The organism is Micromonospora sp. NPDC051196 (assembly GCF_040682415.1).
Taxonomy (GTDB): domain Bacteria; phylum Actinomycetota; class Actinomycetes; order Mycobacteriales; family Micromonosporaceae; genus Micromonospora.
This window is the reverse complement of record NZ_JBFBAY010000022.1, coordinates 27,932-47,961: the sequence shown is the minus strand read 5'-3', so window position 1 is coordinate 47,961 and position 20,030 is coordinate 27,932. Positions and strand designations below refer to the sequence as shown.

At 72.1% G+C, this 20,030-nt stretch carries 16 protein-coding genes, 1 tRNA gene and 1 pseudogene; 17 read left to right on the top strand and 1 reads right to left on the bottom strand.

What is annotated here, in order from left to right:
* Positions 1–110 precede the first annotated feature (110 nt).
* The 8 genes from steA (at position 111) to AB0M35_RS26860 (ending at position 10,853) form a co-directional block, all read left to right on the top strand.
* Positions 111–1,289, top strand: a complete 1,179-nt coding sequence (gene steA, locus AB0M35_RS26895; RefSeq protein WP_363748761.1) for a putative cytokinetic ring protein SteA — start codon at positions 111–113, stop codon at positions 1,287–1,289.
* A 27-nt stretch (positions 1,290–1,316) separates the two neighbouring features.
* Positions 1,317–2,258, top strand: coding sequence for a copper transporter (locus AB0M35_RS26890; RefSeq protein ID WP_363748760.1), 942 nt, complete (start codon positions 1,317–1,319; stop codon positions 2,256–2,258).
* A gap of 84 nt (positions 2,259–2,342) precedes the next feature.
* Entirely contained in the window at positions 2,343–3,209 is an 867-nt protein-coding gene (locus tag AB0M35_RS26885) for a hypothetical protein (RefSeq protein ID WP_363748759.1), read from the top strand.
* A 1-nt stretch (position 3,210) separates the two neighbouring features.
* The gene (locus tag AB0M35_RS26880; protein ID WP_363748775.1) at positions 3,211–4,869 is read left to right on the top strand and encodes a lipid II flippase MurJ; all 1,659 of its coding nucleotides are present in this window, start codon (positions 3,211–3,213) and stop codon (positions 4,867–4,869) included.
* Positions 4,870–4,894: 25 nt separating this feature from the next.
* Positions 4,895–6,010, top strand: a complete 1,116-nt coding sequence (locus AB0M35_RS26875; RefSeq protein WP_363748774.1) for a glycosyltransferase family 4 protein — start codon at positions 4,895–4,897, stop codon at positions 6,008–6,010.
* A complete protein-coding gene (locus AB0M35_RS26870) occupies positions 6,010–8,379 on the top strand; it encodes a hypothetical protein (RefSeq protein WP_363748758.1) in 2,370 nt (789 codons plus the stop codon). The genes AB0M35_RS26875 and AB0M35_RS26870 overlap by 1 nt, the downstream gene beginning before the upstream one ends.
* A 138-nt stretch (positions 8,380–8,517) precedes the next feature.
* On the top strand, positions 8,518–10,251 hold the full coding sequence (locus tag AB0M35_RS26865; protein WP_363748756.1) for a CTP synthase: 1,734 nt from the start codon (positions 8,518–8,520) through the stop codon (positions 10,249–10,251).
* On the top strand, positions 10,248–10,853 hold the full coding sequence (locus tag AB0M35_RS26860; RefSeq protein WP_363748755.1) for an NUDIX hydrolase: 606 nt from the start codon (positions 10,248–10,250) through the stop codon (positions 10,851–10,853). The genes AB0M35_RS26865 and AB0M35_RS26860 overlap by 4 nt, the downstream gene beginning before the upstream one ends.
* Positions 10,854–10,917: 64 nt before the next feature.
* Here AB0M35_RS26860 and AB0M35_RS26855 read toward each other — a convergent pair whose 3' ends face one another.
* Complete coding sequence (locus tag AB0M35_RS26855) at positions 10,918–11,172, bottom strand: TM2 domain-containing protein (protein ID WP_363748754.1); 255 nt, start codon at positions 11,170–11,172, stop codon at positions 10,918–10,920.
* A 289-nt stretch (positions 11,173–11,461) separates the two neighbouring features.
* Between AB0M35_RS26855 and ald the strand changes: the two genes are divergently transcribed.
* From ald to AB0M35_RS26810, 9 genes and pseudogenes are all read left to right on the top strand, one after another.
* The gene (ald, locus tag AB0M35_RS26850; RefSeq protein ID WP_363748752.1) at positions 11,462–12,577 is read left to right on the top strand and encodes an alanine dehydrogenase; all 1,116 of its coding nucleotides are present in this window, start codon (positions 11,462–11,464) and stop codon (positions 12,575–12,577) included.
* Complete coding sequence (locus AB0M35_RS26845) at positions 12,574–13,581, top strand: site-specific tyrosine recombinase XerD (protein ID WP_363748773.1); 1,008 nt, start codon at positions 12,574–12,576, stop codon at positions 13,579–13,581. Before ald ends, AB0M35_RS26845 begins: the two co-directional genes overlap by 4 nt.
* A gap of 179 nt (positions 13,582–13,760) precedes the next feature.
* Positions 13,761–14,684 carry an AAA family ATPase gene (locus AB0M35_RS26840; RefSeq protein ID WP_013732865.1) on the top strand — a complete coding sequence of 308 codons (924 nt, stop codon included), beginning with the start codon at positions 13,761–13,763 and terminating at the stop codon, positions 14,682–14,684.
* 24 nt (positions 14,685–14,708) lie between these two features.
* Positions 14,709–15,780 (top strand): annotated as a pseudogene (locus AB0M35_RS26835) (ScpA family protein).
* Positions 15,777–16,745 (top strand): SMC-Scp complex subunit ScpB, encoded by a 969-nt coding sequence (gene scpB / locus AB0M35_RS26830; protein ID WP_363748751.1) that lies wholly within the window; start codon positions 15,777–15,779, stop codon positions 16,743–16,745. Before AB0M35_RS26835 ends, scpB begins: the two are co-directional and overlap by 4 nt.
* Complete coding sequence (locus tag AB0M35_RS26825; protein WP_363748750.1) at positions 16,732–17,502, top strand: pseudouridine synthase; 771 nt, start codon at positions 16,732–16,734, stop codon at positions 17,500–17,502. Before scpB ends, AB0M35_RS26825 begins: the two co-directional genes overlap by 14 nt.
* 150 nt (positions 17,503–17,652) lie before the next feature.
* Positions 17,653–18,333 carry a (d)CMP kinase gene (gene cmk, locus AB0M35_RS26820; protein WP_363748749.1) on the top strand — a complete coding sequence of 227 codons (681 nt, stop codon included), beginning with the start codon at positions 17,653–17,655 and terminating at the stop codon, positions 18,331–18,333.
* Positions 18,334–18,350: 17 nt separating this feature from the next.
* Positions 18,351–19,733 (top strand): ribosome biogenesis GTPase Der, encoded by a 1,383-nt coding sequence (gene der, locus AB0M35_RS26815; RefSeq protein ID WP_363748772.1) that lies wholly within the window; start codon positions 18,351–18,353, stop codon positions 19,731–19,733.
* A 200-nt stretch (positions 19,734–19,933) separates the two neighbouring features.
* Positions 19,934–20,007, top strand: a tRNA-Pro gene (locus AB0M35_RS26810).
* The last annotated feature ends 23 nt before the right edge of the window (positions 20,008–20,030 follow it).

The window sequence follows — 20,030 nt, the reverse complement described above, 5'->3', positions numbered from 1 at the left end:
TTGTGAGCGGAGGCACACCGGCCTTCGCCGGTATGTGCTTCCCTGGGTAGGCGGCCCTGCTCAGGCATGTCGCGACAGATTCACCTGCCTCACATGCCAGGATGGTCACGATGCGTCTACCCACGTTGCGCTGGACCCGGAACGCGGAACCGGGACAGATCCTTGGCACCGCGCGCCTTGATCGCCGGACGAAACGGCTGGTCGGGCGGCTCCGACCCGGTGATGTCGCGGTCATCGACCATGTCGATCTGGACCGGGTCGCCGCCGACTCGCTGGTCGCGGTCGGTGTCGGTGCGGTGCTCAATGCCAAGCCGTCGGTCTCCGGTCGGTATCCGAACCTGGGACCTGAGGTGTTGATCTCTGCGGGCATTCCGCTGCTGGATGACCTCGGTGAGGGCATCTTCGAGCGGATCCGCGAGGGCGACACCGTGCGGATCGAGGGCAACACGGTCTTCCTGGGTGACGATCCGGTGGCGCACGGCAGTCTTCAGGACGCCGAGAGCGTGGCCAAGGCGATGACGGATGCCCGAGAGGGTCTGTCGGTGCAGTTGGAGGCGTTCGCCGCCAACACCATGGACTATCTCAAGCAGGAGCGTGACCTGCTGCTCGACGGTGTCGGTGTGCCGGACATCGCCACCGAGATCCAGGGTCGGCACTGCCTGATCGTGGTCCGGGGTTACGACTACAAGGCCGACCTGGACGTGCTGCGCCCGTACATCCGGGAGTTCAAGCCGGTGCTGATCGGTGTCGACGGTGGCGCCGACGCGCTGGTCGAGGCGGGCTACACGCCGGACATGATCATCGGTGACATGGACTCGGTCACCGATGACGTGCTGCGCTGCGGTGCCGAGGTGATCGTGCACGCGTACCCGGACGGCCGGGCGCCCGGATTGCCCCGGGTCAACGGCCTCGGGGTGCCGGCGGTGACGTTCCCCGCCGCCGCCACCAGCGAGGACCTCGCCATGCTGTTGGCCGACGAGAAGGGTGCCTCGCTGATCGTGGCGGTGGGTACCCACGCCACCCTGGTCGAGTTCCTCGACAAGGGCCGCGGCGGGATGGCCTCGACGTTCCTCACCCGGCTCAAGGTCGGCGGCAAGCTGGTCGACGCCAAGGGCGTCAGCCGGCTCTACCGGCAGGGCATCTCCGGCTCTTCGCTGTTGCTGCTGGTGCTCTCGGCGGTCGCGGCCATGGCATCGGCGGTGGCCGTCTCCACCGTCGGCAAGGCGTACCTGGGTGTGGTCTCCGAGTGGTGGGACAATTTTGTGTTCCAGCTCGGCCAGCTCCTCTAGCCCCCGACCTATCAAGAGGCTACAAGCGTGATCAACTTTCGGTACCACGTGGTGTCCCTGACCGCGGTCTTCCTGGCACTGGCGATCGGCCTGGTGGTCGGCACCGCCGCGCTCAACGGCCCGGTGGCCGACTCGCTCAAGGAGCACGTCGACGCGCTGAGCAAGGCCAACCAGCAGATGCGCCAGACAGTCCAGAGCATGGAGCGGGAGCTGGAGCTGGAGGAGGAGTTCGCCGCCGAGATGGCGCAGATCACGCTGCCGGGCACGCTGACCGGCAAGCGGGTGCTGGTGCTGACCACCCCGACCGGCCGTGACCACGCCGAAGGTGTGATCAAGATGCTGCAGTTGGCGGGCGCCGACATCCCGGGGCGGATCGATCTGCAGGACAAGTTCATCAACCCGGAGAACAACAACAACCTGCTGGAGTTGGCGGTCACCGCGGCGCGGCCGACCGGGGCGCCGACGGCCAACCTGCCCGGCAACGGTCACGGCGTGGAGACCTCCAGTGCCCTGCTGGCCACCGTGCTGCTGGACCAGCCTGCCGGGTCGGAGCCGGTCACCGAGGCCGACCGGCGGGCCGTGCTGGCCGCGTACAGCAACGCCAACTATCTGAGCATCGCCGACCGGATCACCACGGCGGCCGAGGCGGTGGTGGTGGTCAGCGGGTTGCCGTACGTGGACAAGGACTCCGCCAAGAAGGACGAGTCGGTGGTCAAGATCGCCGAGCAGTTCGACCGGACCGGAGGCATCGTGGTGGCCGGCAACGGCTCCGCCAACGGCAACCTGGTGGCCTTCGTCCGTGGTGACGCGGTACTCGCGCAGACCATCTCGACCATCGACAACGCCAACACCGTGCAGGGACAACTGGTTACCACGCTGGCTCTGGTGCAGCAGCTCACCGAGCGCAAGGCCGGCCACTACGGCGTGGGCGACAACGCCGCGTCACTGGTGCCTAGACTGCCCCAGTGAGCCCGGGTGCGTCCGGTGTCCGGATTCGACGATTACGCCGACTGGCAGGGAGGGCCGTGTGAGCGTGCGTAGCGAGGCGGTGGCGTGAGGATCGTCGGTCGACTGCTGGTGGCGGGCCTCGGGGCGGCTGCCGCCCGGTACGCGTTGCGTCAGGTGCGTACCTCCCCGGCGGGAGCCGGGCTGGAACGGAGCAACTTCCGCGGCCGTACCGTCACCCTGGCCGCCGGGCCGGCGCTCGCCGCCGGTGCCAGCGGCGCGGCGGCCTGCGGGGCGGCGAGCGTGCCGGCCGGCGCGGCGACCCTGGTGGCCGGGCTCGGTGCCGGGGCCGTCGGACTGTACGACGACGTGGTCGGCGCCCGACCGGAGCAGAAGGCGTACAAGGGCTTCGCAGGGCACCTCGCCGCGCTGCGGCAGGGCCGGGTCACCGCCGGACTGGTCAAGATCGTCGGGGTGGGTGCGGCCGGTCTGGGCGCCGCGACGCTGCTGGCCGCCGACCCGGGCGTGGCCGGGCACCGGGGACGACGCGGGCAGAGCCCGCTGGGCCGGGGCGTCGACGTGCTGCTCGGTGCGGGCGTGGTGGCCGGCACCGCCAACCTGCTCAACCTGCTCGACCTGCGGCCCGGGCGGGCGTTGAAGTCCGGTCTGCTGCTCGGCACGCCCCTGACCGCGGGCCGACAGGGCGGGATCGCCGCCGGGGCGGTCGGTGCTGCGGCCGGGCTGCTCCCCGCCGATCTGCATGAGGACGTGATGCTCGGCGACAGCGGCGCCAACGCCCTCGGTGCTGTGCTCGGTGTGGCGCTGGCCGCGCGTACCGGACCGATCGGCCGGGCCGCCCTGCTCACGGTGCTCGCCGGGCTCACCGCCGCCAGCGAGAAGGTCAGTTTCACGAAGGTCATCGCGAGTACGCCGGGACTGCGTGACCTGGACGCGCTGGGCCGCCGCCCCGACTGACGTGACCAGACCGGCAACGCTGGCCGGCGTCGGCCGGGTGGCCTCGGCGGCCGCGCTCATCGCCGTACTCACCGTGCTCAGCCGGTTGGCCGGGTTCGGGCGTACGGCCGTGTTCACCTGGGTGGTCCAGGACAGCGACCTGGGTGCGATGTACGTCCTGGCCAACGCCGTACCCAACATCATCTTTGAGATCGTCGCCGGTGGAGCGCTGGCCAGTCTGGTCGTACCGCTGCTCGCCGGTGCGGTCGCGGCCGGTGACCGGCAGGCGGTGACCGCCACCACCGGTGCCCTGCTGACCTGGACGGTGACCCTGCTGGTGCCGTTGGCGGTGCTGGTGGCCCTGTTAGCCGGTCCGCTGATCTCGCTGTTGGGTGACAACCGGTCGCCGGAGGAACTCGCGGCCGGGGCCCGGATGCTGCGGGTCTTCGCGCCGCAGCTGCCGCTGTACGGCATCGGCATCGTGCTCACCGGTGTGCTCCAGGCGCATCGCCGGTTCGCCTGGCCGGTGATCGCGCCGCTGCTGTCCAGCCTCACCGTGATCGTCGTGTACCTGGTCTTCGCCGGTGTCGCGGGGCCGGGAGCGAGCGTGGCGCAGGCCGGTCGCGGTGCCGAGCTGATCCTGTCGGCGGGCACCACCCTCGGCGTGGTGGTGTTGTCCCTGTCGCTGCTGATCCCGATCAGCCGGCTGCGGCTGCGGCCACGTCCCGGGTACACCTTCGCCGCCGACGCCCGGGCCCGGGTGGGTGGGCTGGCCGTCGCCGGGGTCGTGACGGTCACCGCCCAACAGGTCGCGTTGGCGGTGATCCTCTACCGGATCGCCGGCGGCCTCACCGAGGCACCTCAGGTGTTCAACCTCGCCCAGACGTTCTACCTGCTGCCCTGGGCGGTGCTGGCGGTGCCGCTGGCCACCGCCGCGTACCCCACCCTCGCGGCGTCCGCCGCCGGCGGCGACGAGCAGACCTACCGGGACACCCTGTCGGCGACGCTGCGCGGGGTGCTGCTGCTCAGTTTCCTCGGTGTCGCGGTGCTCGTCGGCGCGGCCGGGCCGATCGGGCGGTTCTTCCCGCTCGACGCCGAGGCCACCGCGGCCGCCATCGCCGGCTACGCGCCCGGGTTGCTCGGGTACGGACTGTTCGCGGTGCTCTCCCGAGCCCTGTACGCCCGGGGAGCGACCCGGTCGGCCACCGCCGCCATCACCGCCGGATGGCTGGCCGTCCCGCTGGCCCTGGTGCCGTTGTCGGCGCTGCTGCCGGTCGCCGACCGGGTGCTCGCCGTGGCGTTGGCCAACTCGGTGGGCATGCTGCTGCTCGGTGGGCTGCTGCTGATCGCCGTGCGTCGCGCGGCCGGGCAGGTGGCGCTCGCCGGTGCCCTGCGGGCCGCCGGTGCCGGGCTGCTGGGCGCCACGACGGGGGCGCTGTGCGCGCTGGGCCTGCTGCGGCTGCTGGCGGTCGAGGACGGCACCCCGACGCGGTGGACGGCCCTCGCGCAGGGCATGCTGTCCGGAGCCTTGGTCGGCGTCGTGTTCCTCGGCGTGGTCTGGTTGGTCGACCGGCGGGACGTGCGCCCGGTGCTGGCCGGGCTGCGCCGACGGCTGCCGGCCCGCGTACGGGGTAGGCAGCAGGACGGGAGCCCCCCGGAGCAGGGCGACGGGAAGGAGTGATCAGCCGGTGGCTACGCCTGAGCGGATGGGCACGGTGGTGCTGCTGCTGGCCTCCAGTACCGGTGGTGTCGGGCAGCATGTGCGTGCACTGGCCCGCGGGTTGACCGAAGCGGGGCAGTCGGTGCTGGTCTGCGGGCCGGCAGCGACCCAGGATCAGTTCGACTTCGTGGCGGCCGGTGCCCGCTTCGCGGCGGTGGAGATTCCGGCCAGCCCCACTCCCGGCGACGCCCGGGCGGTCGCCGCGTTGCGTCGGGTGCTCGCCGCCGAGCAGGTACGGGTCCTGCACGCGCACGGACTACGTGCCGCTCTGGTGGCGGTGCTCGCCCGGCCTCCCGCCCCGCTGGTGGTCACCTGGCACAACGCGGTGCTCGCCGGTGGGTTGCGGGGCGGGGTGTCCCGTCTGGTGGAGCGGGTCGTCGCCCGGGGCGCCCGGGTGATCCTCGGGGCGTCCGCCGATCTGGTCGAGCGCGCGGTCACGCTCGGTGCGCGGGATGCCCGGCTGGCCCCCGTCGCCGCGCCGGTGCTACCCGCGCCGCGTCGAGGACGGACCGCCGTACGGGCCGAGTTCACCGTCGCCGCCGACCAGCCGTTGATCCTCTCGGTCGGCCGGTTGCACCCGCAGAAACGCTACGACGTGTTGATCGACGCCGCCGCCCGGTGGCGGGAGCGTACCCCACCACCGGTCGTGGTGATCGCCGGTAGCGGGCCGGCGTATCTGCCGCTGGCCGCCCGGATCAGTGCCGCTCGTGCGCCGATCACCCTGCTCGGGCACCGTACCGACGTGGCGGACCTGCTCGCCGCCGCGGATCTGGCCGTGGTGACCAGCGACTGGGAGGCGCGTCAGTTGTTCGCGCAGGAAGCGTTGCGGGCCGGCGTACCGCTGGTGGCCACTGCGGTGGGCGGTCTGCCGGATCTGGTGGGCGACGCGGCGGTGCTGGTGCCGCCGGGCGACGTCGACGCGGTCGACACGGCGGTGCGTGCCCTGCTCGACGACGACGCGGGCCGCGCGGCGTTGGGGCGGCGTGGGGCGGCCCGGGCGGCGACCTGGCCCACCGAGACCGACACCGTCGCCCAGTTGGTGGCGCTCTACACCGAACTCGCGGCGCCGGACGCCGACGCCTCGTCGACGGGACGCCGGTGATGCTGCGGCGAGTCGCTCCGGTCGTGCTCACCCTGGTCGTGGTGGTGGTGGGCATCTTCGCGTTGGCGGCCGGGCCGCGTACCCCGCCGCCTCGGCCCAGCGCCGACTTCGTGGTGCTGGTCGGGGTGGCCGGGCTGCGGTGGGATGACGTCGACCCCCAGCGCACCCCGACGCTGTGGCAGATGGCCCGCGAAGGCTCGATCGGGTCGCTGTCGGTGCGTTCGGCCCGCCGGCCCACCTGCCCGTTGGACGGCTGGCTGACCCTGGGGGCGGGCAGCTTCGCCGGATGGAGCGGCGGTCAGCCGGGCGGCGAGTGCCCGCCGACCGAGGTGACGGTGGAGCGGCCGGACCGCATCGGCGCGAACCTGCCCGAGCAGGAAAGCGTTGTCGTGCACAACCAGGACCGTCTGCCGTGGGGCACGGTGCCCGGCGCGCTGTCGGAGTCGGTGCGCTGTTCGGTCGCGGTCGGGCCGGGCGCGGCGGTGGCCGCGGCCAGGCCGTTCGGGCGGGTCGACCGGTACGAGCCGACCCTGCCGGCGGATCCGGCCGGGCTGCTCGGTTCCTGCGTGCTCAGCATCGTCGACCTCGGTACGGTCGCTGGTGCGGACCCGGCCGAGCGCGCGACGGCGGCCAGCGAGGCCGACGCGCAACTGGCCCGGGTGCTGGCCGCGCGGCCATCGAACTCCCTGGTGATCGTGGCCGGGGTCGCCGACACGGAACGGCCGTCCCGGCTGCACGTGGCTGTCGCCGACGGTCCGGGGTGGGACAACGGCTGGTTGACCTCGCCGACCACCGGTCGTCGGGGCTACCTGCAACTGATCGATCTCGCCCCGACCGCGTTGACGGCGTTGGGCCGCCCGATGCCGGACCGGCCGTTCCTCGGCCGACCCGCCGAGTCGGTCGGTGGCCGGCCGGACGACCTGGCCGCCGCGATCACCGAGCCCGCCGACGCCGACCGGGAGGCCGCCGCGCAGCGGGAGGTCGCCGGAGGGTTCTTCACCCTGCTGGCCGGTGTCCAGGTGGCGTTGGCCGTGGCGGTGCTGCCGTTGTTGCGCCGGGCCCGCCGGCACGCCGGACCGTACGGTCCCAAGCCGGTGTCGCGGCGGGTGGTGGCGACGGTGGAACTGCTGCTGGTCGCCGCTGCCCTGGCGATGCCGGCGGCGCTGCTGGCCGAGGCGGTGCCCTGGTGGCGCAACACCTACCCGGCCGCCACCTTCGCCGGCCTGACGGCCGCGCTGCTCGCCGCCGCGACGTTGTTGGTCCGGCTCGCTCCGGGTTACCGCAGCACCCTCGGCCCGCTCGGCGCGGTGGCCGGGCTGACCACGCTCGCGGTCGGCCTGGATGTGATCACCGGTGCCCGCCTACAGCTCAACGGGGTGGTCGGCTACTCCGCGTTGGAGGGGGGCCGGTACGCCGGGCTCGGTACGGTCGGGCTCGGCGTCTTCGTCGCCGCTGCGCTGCTGACCGCGGGGTGGCTGGCCCAGCAGGTGCGTCGCGGGTGGCGGCCGATGGTGATGGTCCTGATCGGTGGTGCCGCCGTGGTGGTGGTCGGCAGCCCCTACCTCGGCGCCGACTCGATCGGTGCGATCGCGTTGACCGCCGGGGTGAGCGTGGCCGCGGCGATCAGTGCCGGTGGCTGGCTGACCATGACCCGGCTGGCCTGGGCGGGCATGGCCGGGCTGGCGGTGACGGTCGGTTTCGCCGTGGTGGACCTGGGCCGTCCGCCCGGCGAGCGGGGCAGCCTGGGCCGGTTCCTCGCCGCCCTCGGCGACGGCACCGGCGGGTTGACGGTGCAGCGCTCCAGCGCCTCCAGCTTCCAGACCCTGGTCAACAGTCCGCTGACGGTGCTGGCGCTGGTCGGGGCCCTGCTGCTGTGGTTCGCGCTGTTGCAGCCGTGGGGTGGCCTGATGCGGCTGTTCGGGATCTACCCGGCGATCCGCGCCGCGATGGCGGGCACCGCTGTGGCGGTCGGCATCGGTGGCGTGTTGGGTGCCGTGGCCCTGGACGTGGCCGGCGCGGCCGCGGCGGTGGTGGTCCCGATGGCGGCGTTGTCCGCGCTGCGCGTGCTCGACCACGCCGCGGACCGGACCCGGCCGGGCACCGATCGACCGCAGGACGCCGGGCCCTCCGACGCCAGAACGTCCGACCCCGGACCGGGTGACGCCGGACCGGACGAAGCTGGGCCGGACGAAGCTGGGCCGGCTGACGGCGACTCGGCCGATACCGGGACGGACACCGCAGGCACCACGGGTACCGCTTCCGGCGGTCGCAGCGGTGCCGCCACGACGGGTGGTGCCGTGCCGTCGAACGAGCCCGGGCCGGAGCGTGGCCGGGCGCTACGGTCATCGGCCGAGGTCGCGACCGGGTGAGTCGACGAGGCGTACCTCGGGTGCGGCACCGGGGCCGCGTCGGGGAGGTGTTACCGTGGAGTCCCGTGGATCGCGTGATCACTTCGCTGATCGGCTCGGCGGTCTGCACGACCGCGACGGACGACACGGGAGCAGGCCTTGGCCCCTACAGCACGGACGACCAGGCACATTTTCGTCACCGGGGGCGTCGCCTCCTCGCTGGGTAAAGGGCTGACCGCCTCCAGCCTCGGCAACCTGCTGACCGCGCGGGGGCTCCGGGTGGTGATGCAGAAGCTCGACCCCTACCTCAACGTCGACCCGGGCACGATGAACCCGTTCCAGCACGGCGAGGTCTTCGTGACCGAGGACGGCGCCGAAACCGACCTCGACGTCGGCCACTACGAGCGTTTCCTGGACCGGGCGCTGTCCGGCAAGGCGAACGTCACCACCGGTCAGATCTACTCCGACGTGATCGCCAAGGAGCGGCGCGGCGAGTACCTGGGCGACACCGTCCAGGTGATCCCGCACATCACCAACGAGATCAAGTCCCGGATCCTGGCGATGGGCGACCCGGACGACGACGGCCGTACCCCGGACGTGGTGATCACCGAGGTGGGTGGCACGGTCGGTGACATCGAGTCGCTGCCCTTCCTGGAGGCGATCCGCCAGGTCCGCCACGACCTGGGCCGGGACAACTGCTTCTACCTGCACGTGTCGCTGGTTCCCTACCTCGCACCGTCCGGGGAGTTGAAGACCAAGCCGACGCAGCACTCGGTGGCGCAGTTGCGCAACATCGGCATCCAGCCCGACGCGATCGTCTGCCGCTCGGACCGTGACATCCCGGACAAGCTCAAGCACAAGCTGTCGCTGTACTGCGACGTCGACGCCGAGGCGGTCATCGCCGCACCGGACGCGCCCAGCATCTACGACATCCCCAAGGTGCTGCACCGGGAAGGCCTCGACGCCTACGTGGTGCGCCGGCTCGGGCTGTCCTTCCGCGACGTGGACTGGGACGGCTGGGACGACCTGCTGGAGCGGGTGCACCAGCCGCAGCGCACCATCACCGTCGCCCTGGTCGGCAAGTACGTCGACCTGCCTGACGCGTACCTGTCGGTCAGCGAGGCGATCCGCGCGGCCGGGTTCGGCAACCGGGCCCGGGTGCAACTGCGCTGGGTGCCCAGCGACGACTGTGTCACCCCGACGGGCGCGGCCGCGGCCCTGGCCGGCGTCGACGGCATCGTCATCCCCGGTGGGTTCGGCGTGCGCGGCATCGAAGGCAAGATCGGCACCGCCCGGTACGCCCGGGAGAACGGCATCCCGCTGCTCGGGCTCTGCCTCGGCCTGCAGTGCATGACCATCGAGGTGGCCCGGCACCTGGCCGGGCTCGAAGGTGCCAACTCGGTGGAGTTCGACGCCGAGGCCGTGCACCCGGTCATCGCCACCATGGCCGACCAGGAGGACATCGTCGCCGGCAAGGGCGACCTGGGTGGCACCATGCGGCTGGGTGCGTACCCGGCGAAGCTCGCCGAGGGGTCGATCGTCGCCGAGGCGTACGGCAGCACCGAGATCAGTGAACGGCACCGGCACCGCTACGAGGTCAACAACGCCTACCGGAACCAGCTGACCAAGGCCGGGCTGCACATCTCCGGCACCTCGCCGGACGGCCGGCTGGTCGAGTTCGTCGAGCTGGACCGCGAACTGCACCCGTTCTTCGTGGCCACCCAGGCGCACCCGGAGCTGAAGAGCCGTCCGACCCGGCCGCATCCGCTGTTCGCCGCCTTCGTGCAGGCCGCCGTGGCGTACTCGCAGGCCGACCAGCTTCCGGTCGACCTGGACGCGGCCGAGCGGGCCACCCGCAACGGCACCGCCGCGACGGCGACGTCGGCGTCGTGAGCGCCGTCGAGCACCGCTACGAGGTGCGCTCCCGCCAGGTGCGCTACTCGGGTCGGATCTTCGAGGTCGTCTCCGAGGAGGTGACCATGCCCGGCGGTGGCACCGCCACCCGTGACCTGGTCCGGCACGTCGGTGCGGTGGCGGTGGTGGCGCTGGACGACGCCGGTCAGGTGGTGTTGATCCGGCAGCACCGCCAGCCGGTCGGTCGGCGGCTGTGGGAGCTGCCGGCCGGGCTGACCGACGTGGCCGGCGAGGATCCGGCGGTCACGGCGGCCCGGGAGCTGGCCGAGGAGGTCGACCTGGCCGCCGGTCGCTTCGACGTCCTGGTCGACCTGCACAGCTCGCCCGGGTTCACCAACGAACTGGTCCGGGTCTTCCTGGCCCGCGACCTCGCCGACGTGCCGGCGGAGCACCGCCACGACCGGCACGACGAGGAGGCCGACCTGCAGATCGTCCGGATCGACCTGGACGAGGCGGTCGGCATGGTGCTGGCCGGCGAGATCACCAACGCGTCCTGTGTGGCCGGGCTGCTCGCCGCCGCCCGGGCCCGCGACGCCGGCTGGTCGGCGCTACGCCGGGCGGACGCCCCGCTGCCGGGCTGAGGCGGACCACACGAGACGTAGGGGCCGGGCGAGAATCGCCCGGCCCCTACGTGCTGTCACGGGGTCAGTCGCGCAGCGGTCGTCCCTGCGCGTCGGTGCCACCATTGACCAGGATCATGATGCCGTCGATGAGGCCCCACAGGCCACCGATGCCGAGGGTGCAGACACTCACGACGAGCTGCAGCACGGCGATCTTGATGTGGCCGGTGTAGAACCGGCCGGCGCCGAGGCTGCCCAGCAGAATGCCCAGGACGCCCGCGACGACCTTGCTCTTGTCAGAAACGCCCTGGGGATACCCGGGCTCAGGGGGATAGGTCATGAGGCGACACACTAGTGAGCCCTGCGGCGGCTGGTGATACCCGCCTCCCCGAAGTGGGACGATGATGGTCGAAGACTGTCCTGACCGCTGAGGTGACCCTCCGCCGAAGGCGCGGTCTCACACCTGACACTTCGTCAACGTCCACGGCCACCAGGTGTCACAGTGCAGGCTCCGGTGCCGTGCCGACCCGCTTAAACTGCCGCCCACGGGACGGTTGCCCGTGGCGGCAAAGAGGCCACCACGCGCGGCGTAGTCGGGGCAGCGGTCCGGCGGAGAGAGGGTCTGCATCGTGAAGGTCGGTATCCCACGCGAGGTCAAGAACCACGAGTACCGCGTCGCGATCACGCCCGCGGGAGTCAACGAGTTCACCCGCAGCGGCCACCAGGTCTTCGTCGAGGCCGGCGCCGGTCTCGGGTCGAGCATCACCGACGAGGAGTTCACCGCCGCCGGCGCCAAGATCCTGGACACCGCCGACGAGGTGTGGGCCGCTGCGGAACTGGTGCTCAAGGTCAAGGAGCCGGTCGCCGAGGAGTACCACCGGATGCGCGCGGGGCAGGTGCTCTTCACCTACCTGCACCTGGCCGCTTCCCGGGACTGCACCGAGGCGCTGCTCGACCGCAAGGTCACCGGCATCGCGTACGAGACCGTCGAGCTGCCCGACCGGTCGCTGCCGCTGCTCGCCCCGATGTCCGAGGTGGCCGGCCGACTCGCCCCGCAGGTCGGCGCCTTCTACCTGATGCGTACCGGCGGGGGCCGGGGCGTACTGCCCGGCGGGGTCTCCGGCGTCTACGCGGCCAAGACCGTCGTCATCGGCGCCGGGGTGTCCGGCATGAACGCCGCCGCGATCGCGTTGGGCCTGCAGTCCGAGGTGCTGCTGCTGGACAAGAACGTCGGGCGGCTGCGCCAGGCCGACGCCATCTACCGGGGCCACCTGCAGACCGTCGCGTCCAACGCGTACGAGATCGAGCGGGCCGTGCTGGACGCGGACCTGGTCATCGGCGCGGTGCTGGTGCCCGGCGCGAAGGCCCCCAAGCTGATCTCCAACGAGCTGGTCTCCCGGATGAAGCCCGGCAGCGTGCTCGTCGACATCGCGATCGACCAGGGTGGCTGCTTCGAGGACTCGCGGCCCACCACGCACGCCGACCCGGTCTACAAAGTGCACGACTCGATCTTCTACTGCGTGGCGAACATGCCCGGCGCAGTACCGAACACCAGCACGTACGCACTGACCAACGTCACCCTGCCGTACGCGCTGGAGCTGGCCAACCACGGCTGGCGTGAGGCGTCCCGCCGCGATCCGGCGCTGGCGCTGGGCCTGAACACGCACGACGGACAGGTCGTGTACGGCCCGGTCGCGGAGGCACACGACCTGCCGACCACCCCGCTGGCCGAGGTGCTGGCCTGACCGGCCGCACCCCGACCGCCGCAGCGGACGGAGCCGGCGCGGGCCACCAGCCCGCGCCGGCTCTGCGCCGCGCCCTGCGCGGCTACCTGGACCACCTCACCGTCGAACGTGGCCTCGCCGCGAACACCCTCACCTCCTACCGCCGCGACCTGGACCGTTACCTGACGTCGCTGGCCGCTGCCGGGGTTACCGACCTGACCGCCGTCTCGGCCGCCGAGATCGAACGGCACCTGGCCGGGCTGCGCGCGGGCGACGACGGGCACCCGCCGCTGGCGGCCTCGTCCGCCGCCCGCGCCGCCAGTGCCGTGCGGGGCCTGCACCGGTTCGCGTTGCGTGAGGGCCTCGCCACCGCCGACCCGAGCCGCGACGTCCGGCCGCCCACCCCGCCGCGCCGACTGCCCCGCGCCCTGTCGCTGGACGACGTGGTCCGGCTGCTGGATGCCGCCGGGCCGGTGCAGGCTGCCGGGGACACCGCGCCGCTCGCGCTGCGCGACCGGGCACTGCTGGAGTTCCTGTACGGCACCGGGGCACGCATCTCCGAGACGATCGGCCTCGCCGTGGACGACGTGGACCTCACCGACGCGGTGGTGCAGCTGCGCGGCAAGGGCGGGCGGGACCGCCTGGTGCCGATCGGCGGGTACGCGCTGCGGGCCCTGGCCGCCTACCTGGTCCGCGCCCGACCCGGGCTGGTCGCCGCCGGCCGGGGCACCCCGGCGATCTTCCTCAACGCCCGGGGCGGTCCGCTGACCCGGCAGGGCGCCTGGACCATCCTGCGCCGCGCCGCCCAGCGGGCCGGTCTGCCCGTCGACGGGCCGCAGGCGGTCTCCCCGCACACGCTGCGCCACTCGTACGCCACCCACCTGCTCGACGGCGGCGCCGACGTGCGGGTGGTGCAGGAGTTGCTGGGGCACGCCTCGGTCACCACCACCCAGGTCTACACTCTGGTCACCGTCGACCGGCTGCGCGAGGTCTACGCCACCGCCCACCCACGTGCCCGCGATTGAGCGGCCCTGGTCGGTGCCGCCGGCCGACACGCCGAGCGGGTGCCGAACGCCCTGCTCGCCGGTGGCGTACAGTCGGCAGCGCAGCCTTGGCGGTGAGATGACCGGGGTGTGCAGCGGCGCCGCAAAGGACGTCGGGCGGCTCCGACGCCGGATGGTCGTCGGGAGGGGGCAACGAGGACATGGCTGGCAACGGTGACCGTGCCGAGACCTGGACGTCGGAGCTCCGCGAACAGCAGAATGCCCTCGGTGCGGACCTGGGCCCGGCCGACCCGGCCGCCTACACGATGCGCAAGCCCATCCCCGAGCCGATGCCCACCGATCGGCACGGCCCGGCGCGGATCATCGCGATGGCCAACCAGAAGGGTGGCGTCGGCAAGACCACCACGACCATCAACCTGGGTGCCGCGCTGGCCGAGTACGGCCGTAAGGTGCTGCTGGTCGACTTCGACCCGCAGGGCGCCCTCTCGGTCGGCCTGGGGGTCAACCCGCACAACCTGGACCTGTCGGTCTACAACCTGCTGATGCAGGACGACGTCACCGCCGAGGACGTCCTGATCAAGACCGACGTGGCCGGTCTGCACCTGCTGCCCGCCAACATCGACCTCTCCGCCGCCGAGATCCAACTGGTCAACGAGGTTGCCCGGGAGATGGCGCTGGCGCGGGTGCTCAGGAGCGTCCGCAAGGAGTACGACTACATCCTGATCGACTGCCAGCCCTCCCTCGGCCTGCTGGCGATCAACGCGTTGACCGTCGCGCACGGCGTGCTCATCCCGCTGGAGTGCGAGTTCTTCAGCCTCCGCGGCGTGGCGCTGCTGCTGGACACCATCGACAAGGTCCGCGAGCGGCTCAACTTCGACCTGGAACTCGAAGGCATCCTCGCCACCATGTACGACAGCCGCACCACCCACTGCCGGCAGGTGCTGCAACGGGTGGTGGAGGCGTTCGGCGACAAGGTCTACCAGACGGTGATCACCAAGACCGTGAAGTTCCCCGAGTCCACCGTCGCCGGTGCCCCGATCACCACCCTCGACCCGGCCTCCTCCGGGGCCCGCAACTATCGCCAGCTCGCCCGCGAGGTGATCGCCGCGCAGGCGGAGCGGTAGGCTCCGCAATCCCGTGGCCAGGCCGTGGACTACGGTCGTCGGCGTGACAGCGCCGCCCCTCGACCCCGCGACCGGGGACGACCCGGCCGACGCCGGCCCGGTCGGTGCGGACGCCGCTGCCGACGCTGGCAAGTTCACCGTACGGCTGGCCAACTTCACCGGCCCGTTCGACCTGCTGTTGCAACTGATCGGCAAGCACAAGCTGGACGTGACAGAGGTCGCCCTGCACCAGGTCACCGACGAGTTCATCGCCTACATCCGGGCGATGGGTGACGACTGGGACCTCGACGAGGCCAGCGAGTTCCTGCTCATCGCCGCCACCCTGCTCGACCTGAAGGCGGCCCGGCTGCTGCCCGCCGCCGAGGTGGAGAACGAGGAGGACCTCGCCCTGCTGGAGGCGCGGGACCTGCTCTTCGCCCGGCTGTTGCAGTACAAGGCGTTCAAGGAGGCGGCGGCGCACATCGCCGCGCTGGAGGAGGTCGGCGGACGCCGCTATCCGCGCGCGGTCACCCTGGAACCCCGCTACGCCGAGGCCCTGCCCGACCTGGTGCTCAGCATCGGCCCGCAACGACTGCTCAAGCTGGCCGTGAAGGCGATGACCCCGAAACCGATCCCCGAGGTCTCCATCGCCCACGTGCACATGGTCCGGGTCAGTGTCCGGGAACACGCCGGGATCATCGCCGAACGACTGCGACGCGCCGGCACCGCCACCTTCTCCCTGCTCTGCGCCGACTGCGAGGCCACCCTGGAGGTGGTGGCCCGCTTCCTCGCCCTGCTGGAGCTGTACCGGCAGGGGGTGGTGGCCTTCGTGCAGGAACAGGCGTTGGAGGAGCTGACCGTACGCTGGACCGGACCCGCCGACGGCGGACCGGCCCTGACCATCGACGAGTACGCCGGCGCCCCCGCCGAACCGAACCCGGACGGGGAGCCGACGACGGACGTGGCACCGGCGGAGGGCCTGGCACCGGCCGCGCCGGCGGTGGACCTGGTGCCGGCACCGGCGGTCGTCGAGACGGTGACGGACGATCCCGTGCCAGCGCCGGGAGGCGAAGCAGGCACGGACGGGACGGCAACGAGGCAGGAGCAAGCCGGATGAGTCACGAGGAACGCCGGGATTCGCTGGCCGACCAGGCAGCGGCCTGGATCCCACCCTGGCAGCGGCCCGCCCCACCCGCCGAAACTGCCCCCACCGACCGTGCCACGACCGTGCCTGTCCAGGGGCGGCCCACCGATGATGCCGTGGATGACGCCGATGAGGTCGGCGCGCAGCGGCCCGACGAGCCGACCGACCCGTCGCGGCAGGAAGCAGCCGGGGACGCCCCGACGCCGGCCAGCGTGCCGACCCCCGAGGAGCAGGCAGCGGCTGCGCCGGCGACGGTGCCGGCTGGCGAGCCGGTTGCCGGGCAGACAACTGGAGAGCGGGCCGGCGCGGCGGGTGCGGACGTCGGCGGGGCAGTGGCGCGCAAGCAGCGGTCCGGGCGGACCCGGCCGGCACCCGAGCCGACGCCGTCGCTCGACGACACCGAACTGCGGGGCGCGTTGGAGGCGATCCTGCTGGTGGTGGACGAACCGGTCAGCGAGCTCACCCTGGCCCAGGTGCTGGAGCAGCCGCCGGAGCGGATCGGCCCGATGCTCGACGACATCGCCGCCGGCTACACCGCCGCCGGTCACGGCTTCGACCTGCGCCGGGCCGCCGGTGGCTGGCGGCTGTACACCCGGCCGGAATACGCCAGCTACGTGGAACGCTTCGTGCTGGACGGGCAGTCGGTCCGCATCACCCAGGCAGCGTTGGAGACCCTGGCCGTGGTGGCGTACAAGCAGCCGGTGACCAGGTCCCGCATTTCCGCCATCCGCGGTGTCAACTGCGATGGGGTGATCCGTACCCTGGTCTCACGGGGGTTGGTCGAAGAGTGTGGCACCGAGTCCGACAGCGGGGCGTTCCTGTACCGGACGACCACGATGTTCCTGGAGAAACTCGGCCTCAACAGCCTCGACGACCTGCCGCCGCTGGCCCCGTTCCTCCCCGACGACGTAGAAGAGCTTGCCGATGCCTCGCGATAACCGCACCCCCGCACCCGACGCGCCCGTCTACACCGGCCCGGAACGCCTGCAGAAGGTGCTCGCCGCCGCCGGTGTCGGTTCCCGGCGCGCCTGCGAGGACCTGATCTTCCGGCGGAAGGTGACGGTCAACGGGCGGGTGGCGCAGCTCGGCGACAAGGTCGACCCGGCCACCGCCGTCATCCACGTCAACGGTGAACGGCTGCAGGCCGACACCCGGCTGGTGTACCTGGCCATGAACAAACCACGCGGGGTGGTCTCCACCATGGCCGACGAGAAGGGCCGCACCGCGCTCGCCGACTTCCTCAGCAACCGGGTTGAGCAGCGGGTCTACCACGTCGGGCGGCTCGACGCGGACAGCGAGGGCCTGCTGCTGCTTACCAACGACGGCACCCTCGCGCACCGGCTGATGCACCCCTCCTACGGGGTGCAGAAAACCTACCTGTGCGAGGTTTCCGGGCCGATCCCGCGCAACCTCGGCAAGCGGCTGGCCGCCGGCATCGAGCTGGAGGACGGCCCGGTGAGCGTCGACGCATTCCGGGTGGTGGACAGTCTGGGACGTTCCGCCCAGGTCGAGCTGAGCCTGCACGAAGGACGCAAACACATCGTACGGCGGCTGCTCGCCGAGGTCGGGCACCCGGTGAGCCGGCTGGTGCGTACCGCCATCGGGCCGATCCGGCTCGGCGACCTGCGCAGCGGGCGGACCCGACGGCTGACCAACGCGGAGGTCGCCGCCCTGTTCAAGGCCGTGGGTGACTGACCGCGCGGTCGCGGGTACCGCTGAGGGTAGGCTCGCGGACGGCCCGGCGGGCCGTGGGGTTCGGCGCCGGGCATGATGGGACATGTGTGTCAACCGCTTGCGTGACGTCGATGACGGCGGATCGTGAGGTACGGGCTGAGGAGGACAACGGTGGGAGAAAAAATACCGGTCGGACGCTGCGTCGTCGCTGTGGACGGGCCGTCCGGTTCGGGTAAGTCCACCGTCTCGCGACGGCTCGCGACCAGCCTGGGCGCCCGCTACCTGGACACCGGCGCGATGTACCGGGCCATCACCTGGGCGGTGCTGCGCTCCGGTGTCGACCTCAACGACGCGCACGCGGTGGCCAAGGTCGCCGGCGAGGTCGACCTGCGCATCGGCACCGACCCGGCGGGCTACGCCGTGACCGCCGACGGGGTGAACGTCGAGACCGAGATCCGTGGCGCCGACGTGACCGCCGCCGTCTCCGCGGTGGCCGCCGTACCGGCGGTGCGGGCGCTGCTGGTCGCCCGGCAACGCGACATGATCGACAAGGCGGGCCGGATCGTGGTCGAGGGCCGCGACATCGGTTCCGTGGTGGCCCCCGACGCCGACCTGAAGGTTTACCTCACCGCCTCGGAGGCAGCACGGGCCGCCCGGCGCAGCGCCGAGAACGCCGCCGACGTTGCCGCCACCGCCGCCGACCTGGCCCGGCGTGACCAGTTGGACTCGACCCGCAAGGCCGACCCGCTCGCTCAGGCCGCCGACGCCGTGGTGCTCGACAGCACCGAACTGGGCATCGACGAGGTCGTGGCCCGACTGCGTGAGCTGCTCACCGAGCGGGGCGTGGCGTGAGTAACGACGACGGTTGGGTGGAGCTGCGGGAACCGGACCTCGACACCGAGGAGCCGACCGGCCCACAACCGGTGGTCGCCGTGGTCGGCCGTCCCAACGTCGGCAAGTCCACCCTGGTCAACCGGATCATCGGCCGCCGCCAGGCGGTCGTCGAGGACGTACCGGGAGTGACCCGCGACCGGATCCCGTACGACGCACAGTGGTCCGGCCGAGCCTTCACCGTGGTCGACACCGGCGGATGGGAACCGGACGCCAAGGACCGGGCCGCGGCCATCGCCGCGCAGGCCGAGACGGCCGTGGCCACCGCCGACGTGGTGGTGTTCGTGGTCGACGCGACGGTGGGCTCCACCGACGTCGACGAGGCGGCGGTGAAGATGCTGCGGCGCAGCGCCAAACCGGTGATCCTGGTGGCCAACAAGGCCGACAACACCAACATCGAGTTGGAGGCCACCTCGCTGTGGTCGCTCGGCCTCGGCGAACCACACCCGGTGTCGGCGCTGCACGGACGCGGCTCCGGTGACCTGCTCGACGCGATCATGAAGGCGTTGCCCGAGGCGCCGAAGATCGTGGAGAACCGTCCCCGCGGCCCGCGGCGGGTGGCGCTGGTCGGCCGACCCAACGTCGGCAAGTCCAGCCTGCTCAACCGTTTCTCCGGCGAGGAACGCGCGGTGGTCGACTCGGTCGCCGGCACCACCGTCGACCCGGTGGACAGCCTCGTCACCATCGGCGGCGAGACCTGGCACCTGGTGGACACCGCCGGGCTGCGCAAGCGGGTCGGCAAGGCCAGCGGCACCGAGTACTACGCCAGCCTGCGTACCGCCTCCGCCATCGAGGCGGCCGAGGTGGCGGTGGTGCTGCTCGACTCCAGCGAGCCGATCAGCGAACAGGACCAACGGATCCTGTCCATGGTCACCGAGGCCGGCCGGGCGCTGGTCATCGCCTTCAACAAGTGGGACCTGGTCGACGCCGACCGTCGGTACTACCTGGACAAGGAGATCGACCGGGAACTGCGCCGCATCCCGTGGGCGATCCGGCTGAACCTGTCGGCGATGACCGGCCGGGCCGTCGACAAGCTCGCCGCCGCCCTGCACCGGGCGCTGGACAGCTGGGAGACGCGCATCCCCACCGCCCAGCTCAACGCCTGGCTCACCGCCCTGGTCCAGGCCACCCCACACCCCGTACGCGGGGGACGGGCACCCCGGATCCTGTTCGCCACCCAGGCCGGCGTGGCCCCGCCACGGTTCGTGCTGTTCACCACCGGCCCGCTGGACGCCGGCTACCAACGCTTCGTCGAGCGCAAGCTGCGCGAGGAGTTCGGCTTCGAGGGCAGCCCCATCGAGATCTCGGTACGCCCCCGCAAGAAGCTCGGCCCCGGCGGCCGAGGCAAGGCGCACGGCTGATCCTGTTTCACCCTGGGCCCGGGTCGCGAGGCGCTTGCCTCCGCACCCGGGCCCGCCTTATTGATCCTGTCTTCCTAGGATGCTTTAGGGGTGGTGAGCTGGTCGTCGGGGCGGCGCTGTGGGGGTGGGGGCTGTGCGACGGATGGGAGAAGCTGCGCTAAGCTGTACCGGCTGCCGCGGGCAAGGTCTGGCGGTGGCAACGGGACGTGGCGCAGCTTGGTAGCGCACTTGACTGGGGGTCAAGGGGTCGTCGGTTCGAATCCGGCCGTCCCGACAGCACGAAAAGAGGCCGTCGAC